The sequence below is a fragment of the Polyangium jinanense genome (assembly GCF_028435265.1).
Lineage (GTDB): Bacteria > Myxococcota_A > Polyangia > Polyangiales > Polyangiaceae > Polyangium > Polyangium jinanense.
In genome coordinates, this window is record NZ_JAGTJK010000002.1 from 829442 (window position 1) to 846942 (window position 17501).

Consider the following 17501-nt stretch of genomic DNA (forward strand, 5'->3'; position numbering starts at 1 on the left):
GACGGGACGCAGGGCGACGGCTGAAGAGCGCATGTGACAGTCGGCCTCGTGCAAACGGACGCTCCGGATTCAAAGCCTTCCATCACGGTCGTCGCCTCTTCGAGGTGGTCGCTGTCCGAGCTGTTCCACGTCGCCGCGCTCTTCGCGATGCACGTGGGCGTCGTCGTCGCGCTCGTGCGTGGCCCGACGTGGCGCCTCGTCGCGCTCGCCGCCGCGGCTTACTTCGTGCGCATGTTCGCGATCACGGCCGCGTACCACCGCTACTTCTCGCACCGCAGCTTCAAGACGAGCCGGCTGTTTCAGCTCGTGCTCGCCTTCCTTGGCACCACGGCCGTGCAGAAGGGTCCGCTCTGGTGGGCCGCGGCGCACCGCGTTCACCACAAGCACTCCGACACCGAGCGCGACGTGCACAGCCCCCTGCGTCGTGGCTTCTGGTACGCGCACCTCGGCTGGTGGATGGGCAAAGAGCACCAGGAGACGCGGATCGATCTCGTCCCCGATCTCGCCGGTTACCCCGAGCTCCGCTGGCTCGATCGCTACCACGTGATCGGCTCGGCCGCGCTCATCGCCGCGGTCACGATCCCCTTCGGCTTCGACGGCTTCTTGTGGGGCTACGTCGTCTCGACGGTCGTGCTCATGCACGCGACGTTCACGATCAACTCGCTCGCGCACGTCTGGGGATCACGCAGGTACGCGACGAAGGACACGAGCCGCAACAACGCGTTTCTCGCGCTCCTCACGCTCGGCGAGGGCTGGCACAACAACCACCACCACTACATGTCGAGCGCGAACCAGGGCTTCTTCTGGTGGGAGATCGACATCAGCTTCTACGTGCTGCGCGCGCTCGAGAAGCTCGGCATCGTGTGGGATCTGCGCCGTCCGCCCGAGCGCGTCCTTCGCAAGGACCTCGTCGCGGACGTGGGCGAGCGTTCGCCGCTCCTCCTCGGCAAGCAGACGTCGAGCGAGGACGACGGCGCGCCCTCGCTCGCTCGTACGGCCACGCGCGTCAGTTGACGGTGGATGAGCTCTTGGCGGGGCCGGGCAGCGTGCCTTGCGCCCCGCCGACGCTCTCCGTCCGTGGCTTGCGTTGCTCGCGCTGACGCTCGACGGCCGCGCGCACGAAGCGCGAGAAGAGCGGGTGCGCCGCCTGCGGGCGGCTCTTGAACTCCGGGTGGAACTGGCAGCCCAGGAAGTAGGGGTGATCCCGGAGCTCGACCATCTCCACGAGGCGCTGATCGGGTGACGTCCCCGAGAGCACGAGGCCGCCCTGCGAGAGCGCGTCGCGGTACTTGTTCGACACCTCGTACCGATGGCGGTGACGCTCGCTGATCGACGTCGCGCCGTACGCCTCGGCCGCGAGCGAGCCACGCTCGAGCACGCACGGATACGCCCCGAGGCGCATCGTGCCGCCCTTGTCGAGCACGCCCTTCTGATCGGGCATCAGGTCGATGACCGGATGCTGCGCGTTGCGATCGAACTCGGCCGAGTTCGCCCCGTGCAGCCCGCAGATGTGCCGCGCGAACTCGACCACGGCGAGCTGCATGCCGAGGCAGATGCCGAAGAACGGCACCTTCTGCTCGCGCGCGTAGCGGATCGCCTCGATCTTCCCCTCGGTGCCGCGGTCGCCGAAGCCGCCGGGCACGAGGATCGCGTCGAGCGCGCCGAGCAGCTCCGCCGCGCCCTTCTGCTCGATCTGCTCCGAGTCGATGTACTCGAGGTCGACGCGCACGTCGTTGTGCAGCCCGCCGTGCACGAGCGCCTCGTGCAGCGACTTGTACGCGTCGCGCAGGTGCACGTACTTGCCGACGACGCCGATCTTCACCGTGCCGCGCGTGGGCCGCTTGAAGCGCTCGACCACCCAGTGCCACTGCGAGAGGTCCGGCTGACGCGCCCAGATGTTGAGCTTCTCGGCGATCTTCTCGTCGATGCCCTCGGCGTGCAGCACGATCGGCAGCTCGTAGATACACCCGACGTCGACCGCCGCGATCACGCAGTCGACCTCGACGTTCGAGAAGAGCGAGATCTTCTCCTTCATGCCGCGCGACAGCGGCCGATCGCAGCGGCAGAGCAGGATGTCCGGCTGGATGCCGATCTCGCGCATCTCCTTCACGGCGTGCTGCGTCGGCTTCGTCTTGAGCTCGCCCGCGGTCGCGATGAAGGGCACGAGCGTCACGTGCACGCTGACCGCGTTCTGGCTGCCGCACTCGACCTTGAGCTGACGGATCGCCTCGAGGAACGGGAGCGATTCGATGTCGCCGACCGTGCCGCCGATCTCGACGATCGCGATGTCCACGCCCTCGGCGGCCGCGCGGACGCGGTGCTTGATCTCGTCGGTCACGTGCGGAATCACCTGCACGGTGGCGCCGAGGTACTCGCCGCGCCGCTCCTTCGAGATGACCGACTCGTAGACGCGTCCGGTCGTGAAGTTGTTCTGGCGCGTCATGCGCGCGAGCGTGAAGCGCTCGTAATGGCCGAGGTCGAGGTCGGTCTCCGCGCCGTCGTCGGTCACGAACACCTCGCCGTGCTGGTACGGCGACATCGTCCCGGGATCGACGTTGATGTACGGATCGAGCTTGATGTGGGTGACGCGCAGCCCGCGCGCCTCCATCAGCGCGCCGATGGAGGCGGCGCCGAGGCCCTTGCCGATCGAGGAAACCACCCCACCCGTGACGAAGACGAATTTGGTCCGCTTGCTCATGAACCGCCGCTCCGGCCCCGCGTGGGCGCATCACTCCCGAGCCGCGCTCGGTTGGTTTGTCCGTACGGTCGGACAGCTCTGCCCGCTTGGGGCAAACATCTGCCTGAACACGTCTGGGGGTTTGGGATGCATCACTCCGCTCGATGGAAGTGACGCCCCAAGCGTCAACCAGGGCGCAGTCTAGGCGTCCAGGGTGGCGCGTCAACGCGCTCGCCGCTGAAGAAAAAACAGCCGTTTTCCAGCCTGAAAGCCGCGACGCACCCGACGAGGGATGCTAACGTGGTCGATCCTGGTGCCGAGGCGCCCTGCCCATGCGTCTTGCCCGTGTCCTCCTTCCGTCGTCGCCGGTGCCACGAATCGCGCTCGAGCGTGACGGCTGCCTCTACGACGTCGCCGAGCTCGAGCGAAGGCGCGACGAGCCGCTGCTCGACGAGAACTCGTTCACCGCCGAAGATTTTTTCGCGCGCGTCTTCTCCGTCGGCGGCGCGGGGCTCGACGTCCTGGACGATGGTCTCTGCGCCGGCGAGCGCCCCACCGAAGCGAGGCTTTGGCCCGACGAACTGCTCTGGCTCCCGCCATGCCTGCCGGAGCGCGCGCTCCTCGTGCAGTTCGTCGATGCACCCGAACGTGAAGAACCTCGGTACCACCTCGGCAACCCGCGCGGATTGTTGGGGCACCAAGAATCCGTTCCTTTCCCGCCGAACGAGCCGCGGCCCGACGTCGAGATCTCGATCGCGGCGCTACTCGGCGACGAGCTCCGCGCCGCGACGGTGGAAGAAGCCGAGCGCGCCATCTTCGGCTTCACGATCCTCCTCGGCTGGGTCGCGCGGGAACAGGAACGAACGAGCGGCCCCTCTCGCGCGCGTGACTTCGCCGCGACGATCGGCCCCGTACTGGTCACGAAGGACGAAGCCGGCTCGCTCGATGAAGCGCGCGTGCGACTGCGCGTGGGCGGCGTGATCGAAGAGCTCGCGCGACTTGCCGCGCCGGCGCTCTCGTTCGCGGAGTCGCTCGCCTTCGTCAGCCGCCACGTCACGCTGCTGCCGGGCGATATCGTTGGTGCTCCACCGATCGAAGGAGGCAGCGAAGCCGCGCGTCGCCTCGGCCTCGCGTTCGGCGCGACGCTCGAGGTCGCCGTCGATCGTCTCGGAAAAATCGCAGCGCGGCCCGTGCTCGGACCCGAGCCGCCGCCGTATCGCCGCGTGAAGGGCTAGAACCTGCCGACGAGCCCGAGCCCGGTCATGTTCGGCGCCACGATCGGCACCGGCATGATGAACGCGCTCTGCTCCGCCTCCGCGGGCTTCGGCGCGACCGCCTCGGTCTTCATGATGATCGCCTCCGCGACGAGGGCGAGCCCGCCGATCTGCGCGAGGCCGCCGAGGCCTGTCAAAAGCCCGCGGATCCAGATCGATCCCGAACAATCGGTCGCCTCGGGATCACCACACTTGTTCTCGGCGATCGCCATCCACGGCCCGACGATCGGGATCTTCAACGACTCCGCGCCCGGCGCATCCGGCCAGCTCGTCGCGGCGACGAACCCGACGCCATAGGCGATCGCCGTGATCGCGAGCCCGCCGCCGATGAGCTTCGGACGCACCGACGACGGCGGATACCGCGGCGGCGGAGCTTCTTCGGTCTCCTCGGCAAAACTCTGCGAAGCGCCGAGCAAGAGGGCGAGCGTGACGAGGATCGAGGCGTGCTTCATTCCGATCGTCACTTCTTCTTCGGCGGCGTCACCGCGGCGGCCTTCGCGGGCAGGTTCACCTTGTACTGCACGACCTTCGGATCACCGTCGAACGGCAGGCAGTACTCGCCGATGAACGAGCGCTTGATGCACTGCTCGACCGGCGTACCCGCGAACGGCGCGCCGACCTCGACATCGGTGATCTTGCCGATCTTGCCGTCGAACGTGACCGACACCGGGCCCTCACCCGTCGGACCGTTCTCGACGACGGTCGCGCAGTTCGCGGCCTTCGTCTGGCCACGCTTCAGCGCGATCTCCATCTGCTTGACCTGATCCTCGTTGAGCTTCGCCGGCTCGGCCGCGCCGGTCCACTTCGTGTCTTCGCCGGTGTCAGCGGCCGGCGCTTCTTCCTTCGGGCTGCTCTCCTCGGCCGCCTTCGCCGGCGGTTTTTCCCAGGTGGAGTCGTCGCCGGCTTGCTTCGGCTGAGCGCCGCCGCAGGCCACGAGCAGGATGGAGATCGAGAGCCCCAGGGTGAGATGCGAGGTCGAGGTGCGAAGAGCCACGGTCTTCTCCGGTCCCAAAGAGAGGATCGAGTTTGACCGGACCCTAGCAAGGTCTCGCGCTCTCCGCACAATGAAAGCCCACGTCTGCCCTCGTCGGATGCGCTCTCCCGACCCGGACGTTGTAGGAAGCTCCCATGCACCAAGGCAGCCGTCTCCGCCCCACGCTCGCCGGCCTCGCGCTCCTCGCCTTCACCGCCTCGGCGCGCTCGGAGGTCCCGACCCCCGCCGCGAGCCCGGCGCCGGCGCAGGCGGATCGGCCGAGCACCGAGGCCCCGGCGCGTCCTCGCGCGTCGATCGAGGCAGGGCCGATCCTGCAAGCGATCGACAAGCTCGCGGCGGACGTGAAGGGCTGGGGCGGGACCGCCGGGGTCGCGTTCGTCGACGTGGGAACGGGGGAGACGATCGCCGCGCGTGAGGGGCATGCGGCCTTCAATCCAGCCTCGAACGCGAAGCTCGTGACGGCCGCCGCCGCGCTGCGTCTGCTCGGGCCGGGGCATCGCTTCGTGACGGGCCTCTACGGCAAGCTCGACGGCGACCGCGTGCTGGAGCTCGTCCTGCGCGGGCAGGGGGATCCGTCGCTCGACGCCGGGAATCTCTGGCCGATGGTGCGCGAGCTCGTGACCGCGGGCGTGCGGCGCGTGGGCGCGATCGTCGTCGACCAGAGCTACTTCGACGATCGCTTCGTGCCGCCGGCGTTCGACGAGCAGCCGAATGAATGGGCGCCGTTCCGCGCGCCGGTCTCCGCGGTCGCGCTCGACGAGAACACGGTGACGCTCTCGGTGCGCGCGGCGGAGAAGGGCAAGGACGCGCAGGTGCGCGTCGATCCGCTCGGCTTCGTGGACGTCGTGGGGACGGTGCGAACGACGAAGAAGGGCGATCCGGAGAAGATCACGCTCGAGCTTTCGCCGAAGGGAGATCGCCTCGTCGCGCGCGTGGGTGGGCACCTGCCCGAGAATTCGCGCGTCGTGCGGGTCCGGCGGCGCCTCGACGATCCGCGTCTCGTGCCGGGTTATGCGCTGCGCACGGTCCTCGCGTCGGCGGGCATCGAGGTTGAAGGACCCGTGAAGCTCGGTGGCGCCAAAGAGAAGCGCCTGCTCGCGTCGCATCGATCCCGCCCGCTCGGCGAGCTGCTCGCGCTCCTCGGAAAGGACAGCGACAACTTCTACGCCGAGATGATCTTCAAGGCCGTCGGCGCCGAGAAGAAGGCCCGCCCCGGCACTGCGGAAGGCGCGGCGGAGGTCATCACCGGCTACCTCAAGGAGATCGGCGCGTTCGAGGAGGGGATGGTCGTGAAAAACGGCTCGGGTCTTTTCGACGCGAACCGCATCACGCCCCTCGGCACCACCTCGCTCCTCCGCGCCGCGTATCGCGATGTGACCATGGGCCCCGAATTCCTCGCGCACCTCGCGGTCGGCGGCGTCGACGGCACGCTGCGCGGACGCTTCAAGAACCTCGGCGATCGCGGCATCGTTCGCGCCAAGACCGGCACCTTGAACGCCGTCGCCGCGCTCTCGGGCTACGTGCTCGGTCCTCCGGGCCGCGCGCCGATCGCGTTCTCCATCTACGTGAACGGCATTCCCGACAAGGTCGGCCAGGCGCGTGGCTCGATCGACAAGGTCGTCGAGGCGGCCGCGCGTGCCCTCTGGAAGGACCGATAGCCCGAGAGCATCGCTTGCTCAGATCGCGCACGCCGTGCCCGTGCGTGTATGACAGAAATGTCATACCCCTCTGAACGTCGAAGGCCACGCCGGGGGTTTCTCCCGGGTGGCCTTCGGTCCTTCGATCCCGCGGGGTTGTGCCCCGCCGAACGTCAGTAGTAGTCGCGCATCTGCTTGCGGATCTTCACGAGCGCCTGCTCCTGGAGCTGGCGGATGCGCTCGCGCGACAGGTTGTACTTGTCACCGATCTCCTTGAGCGTGAGCTCGTCCTCGTCGTCGAGGCCGAAACGCCAGCGGATGATGCGCGACTCGATCGGCGTCAGCGTGGTGAGCAGCCGACGAACCTCGTCGCTCCACTTGCGATTCGCCAGGTGATCGAACGGCGAGAGCGCGTTCTCCTCCTGGAGGAAGTCGATGAACTTGCGCCCGTCCTCGTCGCCGACCGGGCGATCGAGGGAGAACGGGGTTTCCGCGTAGAAGTCCTTCACCTTGTCGAGCTTCTCGCGCGGGACGCCGGTCTCCTTCTCGAGCTCCTCGATCGTCGGCTCGTGGCCCGTGCGCGCGATGATCGCCTGGGTCGCGCGGGCGACGCGGTTGTACGTGTCGAGCATGTGCACCGGGATGCGAACCGCGCGGCCCTTGTCGGCGAGGGCGCGGCTGATCGCGTGCCGGATCCACCACGACGCGTACGTCGAGAAGCGGTAGCCGCGGTTGTGATCGAAGCGCTCGACCGCCTTCATGAGGCCGATGTTGCCCTCCTGAATGAGGTCGATCAGCGGGAGCCGGCCGCGGTTGTAGCGGCGCGCGATCGACACGACGAGACGGAGGTTCGCCTTGACGAACCGGTTTTTCGCGTCGTGCTGCGCCTGGAACGTCTTCTCGACCCGATCGAGGTAACGCTTGTACGACGGCGACATCGGGAGCGTCGGACGCGGCGGCCGGATCGGCGCGCCTTCCTCCGTGTCGGCGATCGTGTCCTCCTCGAAGTCCGGCTCGCGCACGAGATCACGCGCGATGCTGCTGGCGCGCGACATCCAGAGGCGGTCGGAGTCCGGCAGGCGGATCACCGTCGCAAGCTCGTTCGTGAGCTGGCTCCAAGCCTTCTCGTGCTCGGGCGCGAGCTTGTACTTCTGCTTCTTCGCGATCTTCACGAGCTTCTGCAGCTCTTCGATCTGCGGCGCCTTCACCTCGTCCTCGCCGGCCTTCGCCACGTCCTCGGCGAGCGCGTCGAGCACGAACTCGGCCGCGGGCAGGTACGAGAGCAATGCGACCCAGTGATCGATCTCCGTGCGCTCGACGGCACGCGCGGTATCGAGCTCCTCCTCCGGGCCCATGACCGGGTGCAGCGCCATGTCGCGGAAATACCGCGCGAGCATGGAGTCACCGCCGCCCTCCTCGATGTCCTTGAGCTCGCGGTCGGCGTTGGTCCGGGGAGAATCCGGCCGGCTGAGCGGCGTGAACTCGAGGTCGATGAACTCGGCCGTCGTCGGCTCCGGATCGTGCATCTCGGGCCGCGGGCGAATGGCGGCGGCCTCTTCCGCGGCCGCGCCTTCGTCATCCAGCATGCCGATGTCGATGTCCGACGCGGCGAGCGGCTCCTTGGCGAGCGGCGGGTTCGGCGTCTTACCGCGCGCGTCGTCGAGGAGGGCCTCGTCGTCGACCGGCGCCTGCGTTTGCTCGGGCTCCTGGCCCTTGGTGGGCCGGCGCTCGATCGTTCCGCTACGACGAACCGGGCGCGCGCTCGCGACGGCGGCGGTACCGCGACGACCGGGCGCGCTCCCACGCGCGGGCTTGGGGGCCGAGGCCGAGGCGGTGCGCGTCGTGGAGCCCGTCATCGCGGCCTTGGTGGAGGGGCGGTTGGCATCGGGGCGGCGGGCGGTCGACGTGCTCATCTTGCTCTTCGTTGCGGTGGAGGGTTTTTCGTTCACTTCTTCGGAATCACCCTTTCGAGAGTGGAAGCTCTCGGCGGGGTCAAGGAGGGATCGGTCCGGGCTCGTCGGGGTTTCGAAGCTCGCCATGGCTGGGCCCTTGTTCCCGCTGCCCGATAGGGGGCTGAACGGGGGATTGTGCGGTTTGATTCCGGTGGATCCTCTCCGAGAAGAAATCGGCTGGCTCGGGCCGCCGTTCACGGATGCAATGTTGGAGACTGGATCGCTCGTCTTCTCGAGTAATTCTGCAAATTTCATGCCGTCATCGGTGTATGTTCCCGAATTTCCCGCTCCCGGGTCGGGCCTATCGCCGGTCGGCATGCTAGGAGCATCCTCCGACGAGGCATGCAGGGAGGCCGGCTCCCCGACATGCGAGGCGGTGGGCGACGGGCTGCCTCGATGACGGTGTGCTCCCATGCTTACGCGCTCCGTTGTAGTCGATGATGCCGACTGAGAACACGTCCAGTCGGACATTCGTCTTGCGTGTCGTTCACGAGCTCCGCCGGGACCGGCGAAACTGTTGGATGTTTTCTGGGGCTACCCTGGTGCAGGCGATAGCCCATGGAATCTTGGCTTCGTGCGCTGGCCTTCTCGGCCAAGCGCTGATGGGTAGGCAACTTGCTTCCTTCAGCGCCCTTGTCGACCCCCACGACGCCCTGCATCATCCGATTTTTCTGGCTTCTATCGGTCTCGGGGCGTCCCTTGTAAAGACGGCAGCCAGCACCTTCTCCATCTACGGTCAGAAGAGGGCTGTCTTTCAGGTCGGAAACGCAATTCGGCGCACGATCACCGCCGGGATCGTGCTGCAAGGACAAGCGCCGAGCGCGGCCGCCGCCTCCCTCGCCGCGATCACCGTGCGAATCCGCGACGTCGAGCGTGGCGTCGATGAAGGCGTGCTCGCGGCCGCCCGTTCGATTGCACACCTCGTTCCGCTCGCCGTGGCGCTTCTCTGCCTGTCCTCGCGCCTCGCGATCGCCGCAATCCTGCTGCTCGCGCCGTTCGCGCTGATCCTGGCCTTCGCGCGGCGGTTCGTCCGGGTGCATCACGCGCGGTCGGCACGCCTCGCAGAGGGCCTGCATTCCGCTGTAGACGAGCTGGTACGGCACCTGGATCTATGGCGAACGTACGGAGCCGCGCGGCGGGTTCATACGGCGCTGGGAAAGGCCGGCGATGAGGCCGGTCGCGCCGCCGCACGGGCCGAAGCGACGAGGGGCGCGATTTCCGGTGCGAACGAGGTGCTCGCCGCAGCCGCGTTGCTGGGTCTCGTCGTCTGGATCGAGCGATCCCAGCCTTCGCTTGGGAATGGGTCGCTCGTCGCATTCGCGGCGGTGTTTTTTATGACGTATCGGCCGCTGCGCGATCTCGGGGATGCGCGGACGGCGATCGAGCGAGGCGCGGCGTCGCTCGAGGCGCTCGAAGCAAGCGTGCAGGTCGGAGGCGCTGAGGCGGCGCTCGAAGCGGCCGAGGCGGCAAGTGTGCAAGGGGCGCGCAGTCGGTTCCGGCTGGCGCAGCTGTCGGTCGAAGGGCTGCGTTTCGACGCGGGCGGCGTGAGCGGGCGGCCGGTGCGGTTCACGGCGGAGCCAGGGCGGATCGTGGCGATCGTGGGGCCAACAGGGAGCGGGAAGACGACGCTGCTCCGGGGGCTGCTCGGGCTCGTGCCCGCGACGGAAGGGGCCCTTCGTTATGATGGGGAGGAGCTGACGCGCGCCGGGGTCGGTCCAGACGAACGGCCGTTCGCGTGGGTGCCGCAAGAGGCGGCGATCGTGTCGGGGACGATCGAGGAGAACGTGGGGCTCGGCGCGAAGGATGCGCCCGCTGCGGAGATTCGGCGAGCGCTCGCGGAGGTGGGAGGGCTCGGGCTCGCCGAGGCGAGAGGGGGGGCGAGGATCGTCGCTGGGGGGCACGAGCTCTCGGGCGGGGAGAGGCAACTCGTGGCGATCGCGCGCGCGGTCGCGAGCCATCAGCCGGTGCTGCTTCTGGACGAGCCGACATCAGGGCTCGATGCCGAGGCCGAGGCGCGCGTGCTGGCAGCGCTCGCGGCGCAGCGGGGCACGCGGACGATCCTGATCGTGACGCATCGGCCGGGGCCGCTTTCGATCGCGGACGAGGTGATCTCGTTCGAGGGAGCGGCGGCCGTCTCGGCCACGACGCTCGCGGCTCAGAACTGAGACAAGAAGCGCGGATCGCTCTCGAAGTTCAGGCGGATGTTCGGGATGCCGTACCGGAGCATCGCCAGGCGATCGAGGCCCATGCCGAAGGCAAACCCGCTGTACCGCTCGGGATCCAGGCCCGAGTGACGGAAGACGTCGGGATGGATCATCCCGCAGCCGAGCACCTCGAGCCACCCCGTTTGCTTGCAGACTCGGCATCCGGCGTAGGTGCCGTCAGGCTTGCGGCAGAAGACGCAGCCGCAGTCGACCTCGGCGCCGGGCTCGACGAACGGGAAGTAGCTCGGCCGGAACCGCACCGGCAGGCCCGGGCCGTAAAGGCGCTCGATGAAGGCCGTGATGACGCCCTTGAGCTCCGCGAAGCTCACCTTCTCGTCGACGAGGAAGCCGTCGATCTGGTGGAACATCGGCGAGTGCGTGACGTCGTCGTCGCGGCGATACACCGAGCCCGCCATCACCACGGCGAGCGGCGGCTTGCGGAGCAAGAACTCACGCGGCTGAACCGTCGTCGTGTGCGTGCGCAGGAGCAAGCCCGGGCCGAGCCAGAAGCTGTCCTGCATGTCGGTCGCAGGGTGATCGGGCGGGAACGCGAGCTTCGTGAAGTTGTTCTCTTCGAGCTCGATCTCGGGCCCGGCCTCGGCAACGAAGCCGAGGTCGCGGAAGATCGCGAGCAGCTCGTCCCGAACCTGCGCGATGGGATGGAAATGGCCGCGGTCGAGCTCGAGGCGGCCCGGCAAGCTGAGGTCGTAGGGCAGTCCGCGCAGCTCCGCCTCGCGGGCGGCGCGCGCGATCGCCTTGAGCCGCGTCTCGAACGCGGCCTCGACCTCTTCCTTGAAGGTGTTGACGCGGCTGCCGACCGCGGCCTTCTGGTCGGCGGGGACGTGGCGCATCAGCGCGAGGACGGCCGTGAGCTCGCCCTTCTTGCCGAGGACGCGGGCGTGCTCGAGGCGGAGGGCCTGCTCGCTCGTCGCGGCCGCGAACGCGTCGCGGTAGCGCGTGCCGAGCGCAGCAAGGCCCTCGTCGATGGCCTTGATCGCCTGAGCGGGATCCGCGGCGCTCACGCCCCGACCTCCCGGCCTAGCGGCTTCCGCCCGCGAGCTTCACGACCGCGCCGAACGACGCCGGATCGTGGATGGCGAGCTCCGACAGGATCTTCCGATCGAGCGTGACGTTCGCCTTCTTGAGCGAGCTCATGAGGCGAGAGTACGTCGTGCCGTTCGTGCGGGCAGCGGCGTTGATGCGGACGATCCAGAGGCGCCTGAAATCCCGCTTCTTCAGCTTGCGGCTGATGTAGCCGTACTCCCACGCGTGGCGCAGGACCTCGACGGCTTGGCGGTAGCGGTTCTTCCTGCCAAGGAAATAACCCTCGGTCAGGTTCAGGACGCGGTTACGACGACGACGGGCTTTGAACCCACGCTTGACTCTCGGCATTGGGCGCTCCTCTCTTGCTCGGGATCAGCGGTAGGGGAGGAGGAGCTTCACACGCCCCTCCATCGCCGTGTCGACGGTGTCGTTCTTGCGGAGACGGCGCAGGCGCTTCTTGCTCTTCTCCTGCATGCAGTGATTCAAGCCGCCCTTGCTCCGGCGGATCTTGCCGGAGCCAGTGACGCGAAAGCGCTTCGCGGCGGCCCGGTTCGTCTTCATCTTGGGCATGATGCCTTCTCGCTCCCGTGAGGGGTGCGCTCTGCCTGGCCTCGCTCCGACCGTCGGAGCGCCGTTCGAAACCAAGGTAGATGCGGCGGGGCGAGCTTTATGGCGGACGGGTGCGGGGGTTGTCAAGGCCGCGAAGGTCCCCAAGAGCTAGCCTCCCGATCCATGCTCGTCCGCGCCACCTTCGAAGAGCCGTCCAGCGACGGAACCCCCGTCCGTACCACCGTGAGCTTCCATGCTGGACATTCGCTCCTGGAAGTCGCGCATTCGCGCGGAATCGCGATCAACGCGCCCTGCGGCGGTCGAGGTTCGTGCGGGAAATGCATCGTCCGTGTGCTCGCCGGGAACGCGCCGCCGACCGAGGAGGACCGGGCCGTCCTGAGCGAGGGCATGATCCGCGAGGGCCTGCGACTGTCGTGCCGGATCCGGCCGCGCACGCCCGTCACGGTGGAGGTGCAGAGCCGGTTCGATCTGCGCGCGGCGCCAAGCGTGACGAGACTCGCGGCCGGAGAGCTGCCGAAGATCGTGGATGCGGCGGTGGATCTCGGGTCGACGAGCGTGCAGCTCCGGACGATCGATCCAGCGACGCGCGAGGTGCTCGGCGAGGCGAGCGTGCTGAACCGGCAGGTGCGTCGTGGTCACGACGTGATGACGCGGCTGACGCACGCGCTGCAAGGAAAGCAGGCGCGCGAGGAGCTGACGGAGGACGCGCGCGAGACGCTGCGGCTGCTCGAAGGCGCGGCACGAGGGCGGATCTTCCCGGAAGACGGCGCGATCCGGAGATGGGTCGTCGCCGCGAACAGCGCGATGACGACGCTGCTCTGGGGCGAGGACGTGACGAGCCTGGCCGAAGCGCCGTACACGCCGCCGTTCTTCGACGAACGGACCGGGCCGGCCGCGGGCTTGGGTTTGTCCGGGGAGACGTTGACGACGTTCCCGCTGCTCGGATCGTTCGTCGGCGGTGACACGGCCGCGGCGGTGCTCGCGACCGAGCTCGATCGACCGGGTCCTCCGCGCATGCTGATCGACATCGGGACGAACACGGAGATCGTGCTCGCGCACGAGGGCTCGCTCTACGCGGCGTCGACGCCCGCGGGGCCGGCGTTCGAAGGAGGAAACATCTCGGTCGGGATGCGCGCGGAGCCAGGCGCGATCGTGCGGGTCGAGGTGCGCGACGACGGGGCCATTCGCGCGACGACGATCGGGACGGTGAAGGCAAAAGGGATCTGCGGGACGGGGCTGCTCGAGGTGCTGGGCGAGCTCGTGCGCGCGGGGCTCGTGGCGAAGGACGGCGCGATCGCGTCGGGCGCGGATCGGATCACGCTCGCGCGGGGCGTGGATCTCCTGCAGATGGACATTCGCGAGCTGCAGCTCGCGAAGGGCGCGTTGCGGGCGGCGACGAAGTTGCTCTGCATGACGGCGGGGATCCGGGACAAGGACCTCGCGCGCGTGGCGGTGGCAGGCGCGTTCGGGACGCACCTCCGGCACGACGTGGCGATCCGGCTCGGGATGCTGCCGGAGGTAGATCCGTCGGCGGTCGTCGCGGTGGGCAACGCGTCGCTCGAAGGCGCGACGGTGTTCGCGCGGGATCCGGAGGCGGCGCGGGCGAGGCTCGCGGATGTCCGGTCGCGGGTCCGGCACGTCGAGCTCGCGACCCGTGACGATTTCCAGGATGTCTTCGTGGCGAGCCTCGATTTCTGAGCGACCTTTCGCGCATTCATCGACGGTGCCGCGTTCCGGTGCTAACCCGCCCGCCCGATGCCGCGCCGTGACGATCTGAGAAAGATCCTGCTGATCGGCTCTGGTCCCATCATCATCGGGCAAGCGTGCGAGTTCGACTACTCGGGTACGCAGGGCGCGAAGGCGCTCGCGGCCGAGGGGTACGAGGTGATCCTCGTCAACTCGAACCCTGCGACGATCATGACGGACCCAGAGCTCGCGTACCGTACGTACGTGGAGCCGCTCGACGTGCCGACGTTGACGGCGATCCTCGAGCAAGAGCGGCCGGACGCGATCCTGCCGACGCTTGGAGGTCAAACGGCCTTGAACCTGGCGCTCGCGCTCGACGCGGCAGGCGTGCTCGCGCGGCTCGGGATCGAGCTCATCGGCGCGAGCCCCGCGGCGATCCGCAAGGCCGAGGATCGCGCGTTGTTCAAGGCGGCGATGGAGCGGATCGGGCTCACGTGTCCGCGGTCGGGCCACGTGAAGAGCGTGGAGGAGGCGCGCGCGCTGGCCGAGACGTCGGGGCCGTGGGGCGCGCCGCTCGGGTATCCGGTGATCGTGCGGCCGAGCTTCACGCTCGGGGGCTCGGGCGGCGGGATCGCGTTCCGGCCGGAGGAGCTCGATGCGAAGGTGCGCTGGGCGATCGAGCAGTCGCCGACGCACGAGACATTGATCGAGGAGAGCGTGCTCGGCTGGAAGGAGTTCGAGCTCGAAGTGATCCGCGACAAGGCGGACAACTTCATCGTCATCTGCTCGATCGAGAACATCGACCCGATGGGCGTGCACACGGGCGACTCGATCACGTGCGCGCCGTCGATGACGCTGACCGATCGCGAGTACCAGAGGCTCCGGAACGCGGCGCGCGCGGTGATGACGGAGATCGGGGTGGAGACGGGCGGCTCGAACGTCCAGTTCGCGGTGAACCCCGAGGACGGTCGGTTCGTGGTGATCGAGATGAACCCGCGCGTGTCGCGGTCGAGTGCGCTCGCCTCGAAAGCGACGGGGTATCCGATCGCGAAGATCGCGGCGAAGCTCGCGGTGGGCTACCGGCTCGACGAGCTGACGAACGACATCACGGGCACGAGCGCCGCGTTCGAACCGACGATCGATTACGTGGTCGTGAAGTGGCCGCGCTTCGCATTCGAAAAATTCCCCGGCGCGGATCGGCGGCTCGGGCCGCAGATGAAGAGCGTCGGCGAGGTGATGTCGATCGGGCGCACGTTCGCCGAGGCGCTGCAGAAGGCGGCGCGCTCGCTGGAGACCGGGCGAGATGGCCTGGAGTCACTGCTGGGGAAGGTCGACTACCGGCAGCTCGGCAGTGATCCGAACCAGGCGCGCGACATGTTGATGGACGCGCCGCGCGAGCCCTCGCTGCCCGTGGAGATGCCGCCGGCGAGCCACGAGGATCTGGTCACGGCGCTGGAGAAGATCGTGGGCGTGCCCGTCGCCGATCGCCTCTTCTACGTGGCGGACGCGGTGCGGCTCGGGATCCCGCTCGAGTCGCTGTACGAGGTGACGCGCATCGATCGCTGGTTCCTGTCGCAGATCGATCGGATCGTGCGGTTCGAGCGGACGCTCGCGGAGGTCGCGAAGGAGAAGGGCACGCTCGACGAGGGGACGCTGCGCGACGCGAAGCGGCTCGGGTTCTCGGATCGAGCGATCGCGCGGCTCATCGGGCGGACCGAGGACGAGGTGCGCGCGCTCCGGATGACGCTCGGCATGCGCGCGGTGTTCGGCCGCGTGGACACGTGCGCGGCGGAGTTCGTGGCGAAGACGCCGTACCTCTACTCGACGTACGAGCGCGAGAGCGAGGCCGCACCGAGCGGGCGGCGCAAGGTGATCATCCTGGGCGGCGGGCCGAACCGGATCGGGCAAGGGATCGAGTTCGACTACTGCTGCGTGCACGCAGCCTTCGCGCTCAGGGACCTCGGGTTCGAGACCATCATGGTCAACTGCAACCCGGAGACGGTCTCGACTGACTACGACACGTCCGATCGGCTCTACTTCGAGCCGCTCACGTTCGAGGACGTGCTCTCGATCTGCGACGAGGAGCGCAAGGACGGCGAGCTCGTCGGCGTCGTGGTGCAGTACGGCGGGCAGACGCCGCTGAAGCTCTCGGTGCCGCTCGCGCGCGCCGGTGTTCCGATCCTCGGCACGCCCGCGGATGCGATCGATCGCGCCGAGGATCGCGGTCGCTTCGACGCGCTGCTCACGAAGCTCGGGCTCAAGCGTCCGCGCGCAGCCGTGGCGTCGAGCGTCGAGGAGGCGATCGAGGCGGCGGGATCGATCGGCTACCCCGTGCTCGTGCGGCCTTCGTACGTGCTCGGCGGTCGGGCGATGATGATCTGCCACGAGGAGAAGGAGCTCGAGGCGTACACGCACGCGGCGGTCGAGGCTGCACGCGAGGCCGGCACGCACACGATCCTCGTGGACGAGTTCCTGAAGGACGCGATCGAGGTAGACGTCGACGCGCTCGGCGACGGTCGCGAGGTCGTGATCGGCGGCGTGATGCAGCACATCGAGGAAGCCGGGATCCACTCGGGTGACTCGTCGTGCGTGCTTCCGCCGCATTCGCTGCCGCTGGAGGTCGTGGCGTCGATCGAGGAGCAGACGCGGCAGCTCGCGCTGGAGCTCGGCGTGATCGGCCTCATGAACGTGCAGTTCGCGGTGAAGGGCGGGACGATCTACGTGCTCGAGGTCAACCCGCGCGCGTCGCGCACCGTGCCCTTCGTGTCGAAGGCGACGGGCCGACCGCTCGCGAAGATCGCGGCGCAGGTGATGGCGGGCAAGACGCTCGCGGAGCTCGGGATCACGGACGGCGTGATGCCGCAACACGTGGCCGTGAAGGAGTCCGTCTTCCCGTTCGCGAAGTTCCCGGGCGTCGACACGCAGCTCGGGCCGGAGATGCGCTCGACGGGCGAGGTGATGGGCATCGCGCCGACGTTCGCGCATGCGTTCGGCAAGGCGCTGCGGGCTTCGGGGATGCAGCTCCCGAAGACGGGGTGCGCGTTCATCTCGGTGAAGAACGACGACAAACCCGCGGCGTGCGTCATCGCGCGGCGGCTGCGCGCGCTCGGCTTCACGATCCTCGCGACGAGCGGGACGGCGCAAGCGCTCGCCCGCGCGCGGATCCCCGCGACGCCCATCAACAAGGTGAACGAGGGCTCGCCGCACGTCGTCGACGCGATCAAGGCAGGGCAGGTCTCGCTCGTCGTGAACACGACGGTCGGCGCGCGGTCGATCCGCGACAGCTACCCGATCCGGCGGAATGCTTTGCTCGCCAACGTTCCGTACTTCACGACGATGGCGGCCGCGATGGCCGCGGTCGACGTCCTCGAGGCGAGCGCGCACGACGCGCGTGCCGCGTATCGGGTCCGTTCGCTCCAGGAGTGGAACCCGTCTACGTGAGAGGCTGCGAGGGCCGCCGGCG

13 protein-coding genes are annotated in these 17501 nt (G+C 68.4%); 6 read left to right on the forward strand and 7 right to left on the reverse strand.

All coding sequences use genetic code 11. The features are described from left to right. Window positions 1-48 precede the first annotated feature (48 nt). Window positions 49-1014: an acyl-CoA desaturase gene (locus KEG38_RS07845; protein WP_272418465.1), complete on the forward strand. Its 966-nt coding sequence runs from the start codon at window positions 49-51 to the stop codon at window positions 1012-1014. Here the strand turns inward: KEG38_RS07845 and pyrG are convergent. Further along, window positions 1007-2698, reverse strand: a complete 1692-nt coding sequence (gene pyrG / locus KEG38_RS07850) for a CTP synthase (protein ID WP_272418466.1) — start codon at window positions 2696-2698, stop codon at window positions 1007-1009. The genes KEG38_RS07845 and pyrG overlap by 8 nt on opposite strands. 311 nt (window positions 2699-3009) lie before the next feature. Here pyrG and KEG38_RS07855 point away from each other — a divergent pair, with 311 nt between their 5' ends. After that, window positions 3010-3912 (forward strand): fumarylacetoacetate hydrolase family protein, encoded by a 903-nt coding sequence (locus tag KEG38_RS07855; RefSeq protein ID WP_272418467.1) that lies wholly within the window; start codon window positions 3010-3012, stop codon window positions 3910-3912. On the opposite strand, the gene KEG38_RS07860 is transcribed toward KEG38_RS07855, so the two are convergent. Together KEG38_RS07860 and KEG38_RS07865 are read right to left on the reverse strand one after the other, a co-directional pair. Further along, window positions 3909-4403: a hypothetical protein gene (locus tag KEG38_RS07860; RefSeq protein WP_272418468.1), complete on the reverse strand. Its 495-nt coding sequence runs from the start codon at window positions 4401-4403 to the stop codon at window positions 3909-3911. The two genes, KEG38_RS07855 and KEG38_RS07860, sit on opposite strands and share 4 nt — an antisense overlap. Window positions 4404-4411: 8 nt before the next feature. Beyond that, window positions 4412-4945, reverse strand: coding sequence for a hypothetical protein (locus tag KEG38_RS07865; RefSeq protein ID WP_272418469.1), 534 nt, complete (start codon window positions 4943-4945; stop codon window positions 4412-4414). A gap of 134 nt (window positions 4946-5079) precedes the next feature. On the opposite strand from KEG38_RS07865, the gene dacB reads away from it, so the two are divergent. After that, entirely contained in the window at window positions 5080-6603 is a 1524-nt protein-coding gene (gene dacB, locus KEG38_RS07870; RefSeq protein WP_272418470.1) for a D-alanyl-D-alanine carboxypeptidase/D-alanyl-D-alanine endopeptidase, read from the forward strand. 152 nt (window positions 6604-6755) lie between these two features. On the opposite strand, the gene KEG38_RS07875 is transcribed toward dacB, so the two are convergent. Continuing rightward, window positions 6756-8495, reverse strand: coding sequence for a sigma-70 family RNA polymerase sigma factor (locus KEG38_RS07875; RefSeq protein WP_272418471.1), 1740 nt, complete (start codon window positions 8493-8495; stop codon window positions 6756-6758). A gap of 836 nt (window positions 8496-9331) precedes the next feature. Between KEG38_RS07875 and KEG38_RS07880 the strand changes: the two genes are divergently transcribed. Then, the gene (locus tag KEG38_RS07880) at window positions 9332-10699 is read left to right on the forward strand and encodes an ATP-binding cassette domain-containing protein (RefSeq protein WP_272418472.1); all 1368 of its coding nucleotides are present in this window, start codon (window positions 9332-9334) and stop codon (window positions 10697-10699) included. On the opposite strand, the gene pheS is transcribed toward KEG38_RS07880, so the two are convergent. From pheS to rpmI, 3 genes are read right to left on the reverse strand one after another with little or no spacing between them, the layout of a single operon-like run. Next, entirely contained in the window at window positions 10690-11760 is a 1071-nt protein-coding gene (pheS, locus tag KEG38_RS07885) for a phenylalanine--tRNA ligase subunit alpha (RefSeq protein WP_272418473.1), read from the reverse strand. The genes KEG38_RS07880 and pheS overlap by 10 nt on opposite strands. A gap of 16 nt (window positions 11761-11776) precedes the next feature. After that, a complete protein-coding gene (rplT, locus tag KEG38_RS07890) occupies window positions 11777-12130 on the reverse strand; it encodes a 50S ribosomal protein L20 (RefSeq protein ID WP_272418474.1) in 354 nt (117 codons plus the stop codon). Window positions 12131-12154: 24 nt separating this feature from the next. Beyond that, window positions 12155-12352, reverse strand: coding sequence for a 50S ribosomal protein L35 (rpmI, locus tag KEG38_RS07895; RefSeq protein WP_153819534.1), 198 nt, complete (start codon window positions 12350-12352; stop codon window positions 12155-12157). Between the two features lie 162 nt (window positions 12353-12514). On the opposite strand from rpmI, the gene KEG38_RS07900 reads away from it, so the two are divergent. Then, the gene (locus KEG38_RS07900) at window positions 12515-14050 is read left to right on the forward strand and encodes an ASKHA domain-containing protein (protein WP_272418475.1); all 1536 of its coding nucleotides are present in this window, start codon (window positions 12515-12517) and stop codon (window positions 14048-14050) included. Between the two features lie 57 nt (window positions 14051-14107). Next, entirely contained in the window at window positions 14108-17479 is a 3372-nt protein-coding gene (carB, locus tag KEG38_RS07905; protein ID WP_272418476.1) for a carbamoyl-phosphate synthase large subunit, read from the forward strand. Window positions 17480-17501: the final 22 nt, after the last annotated feature.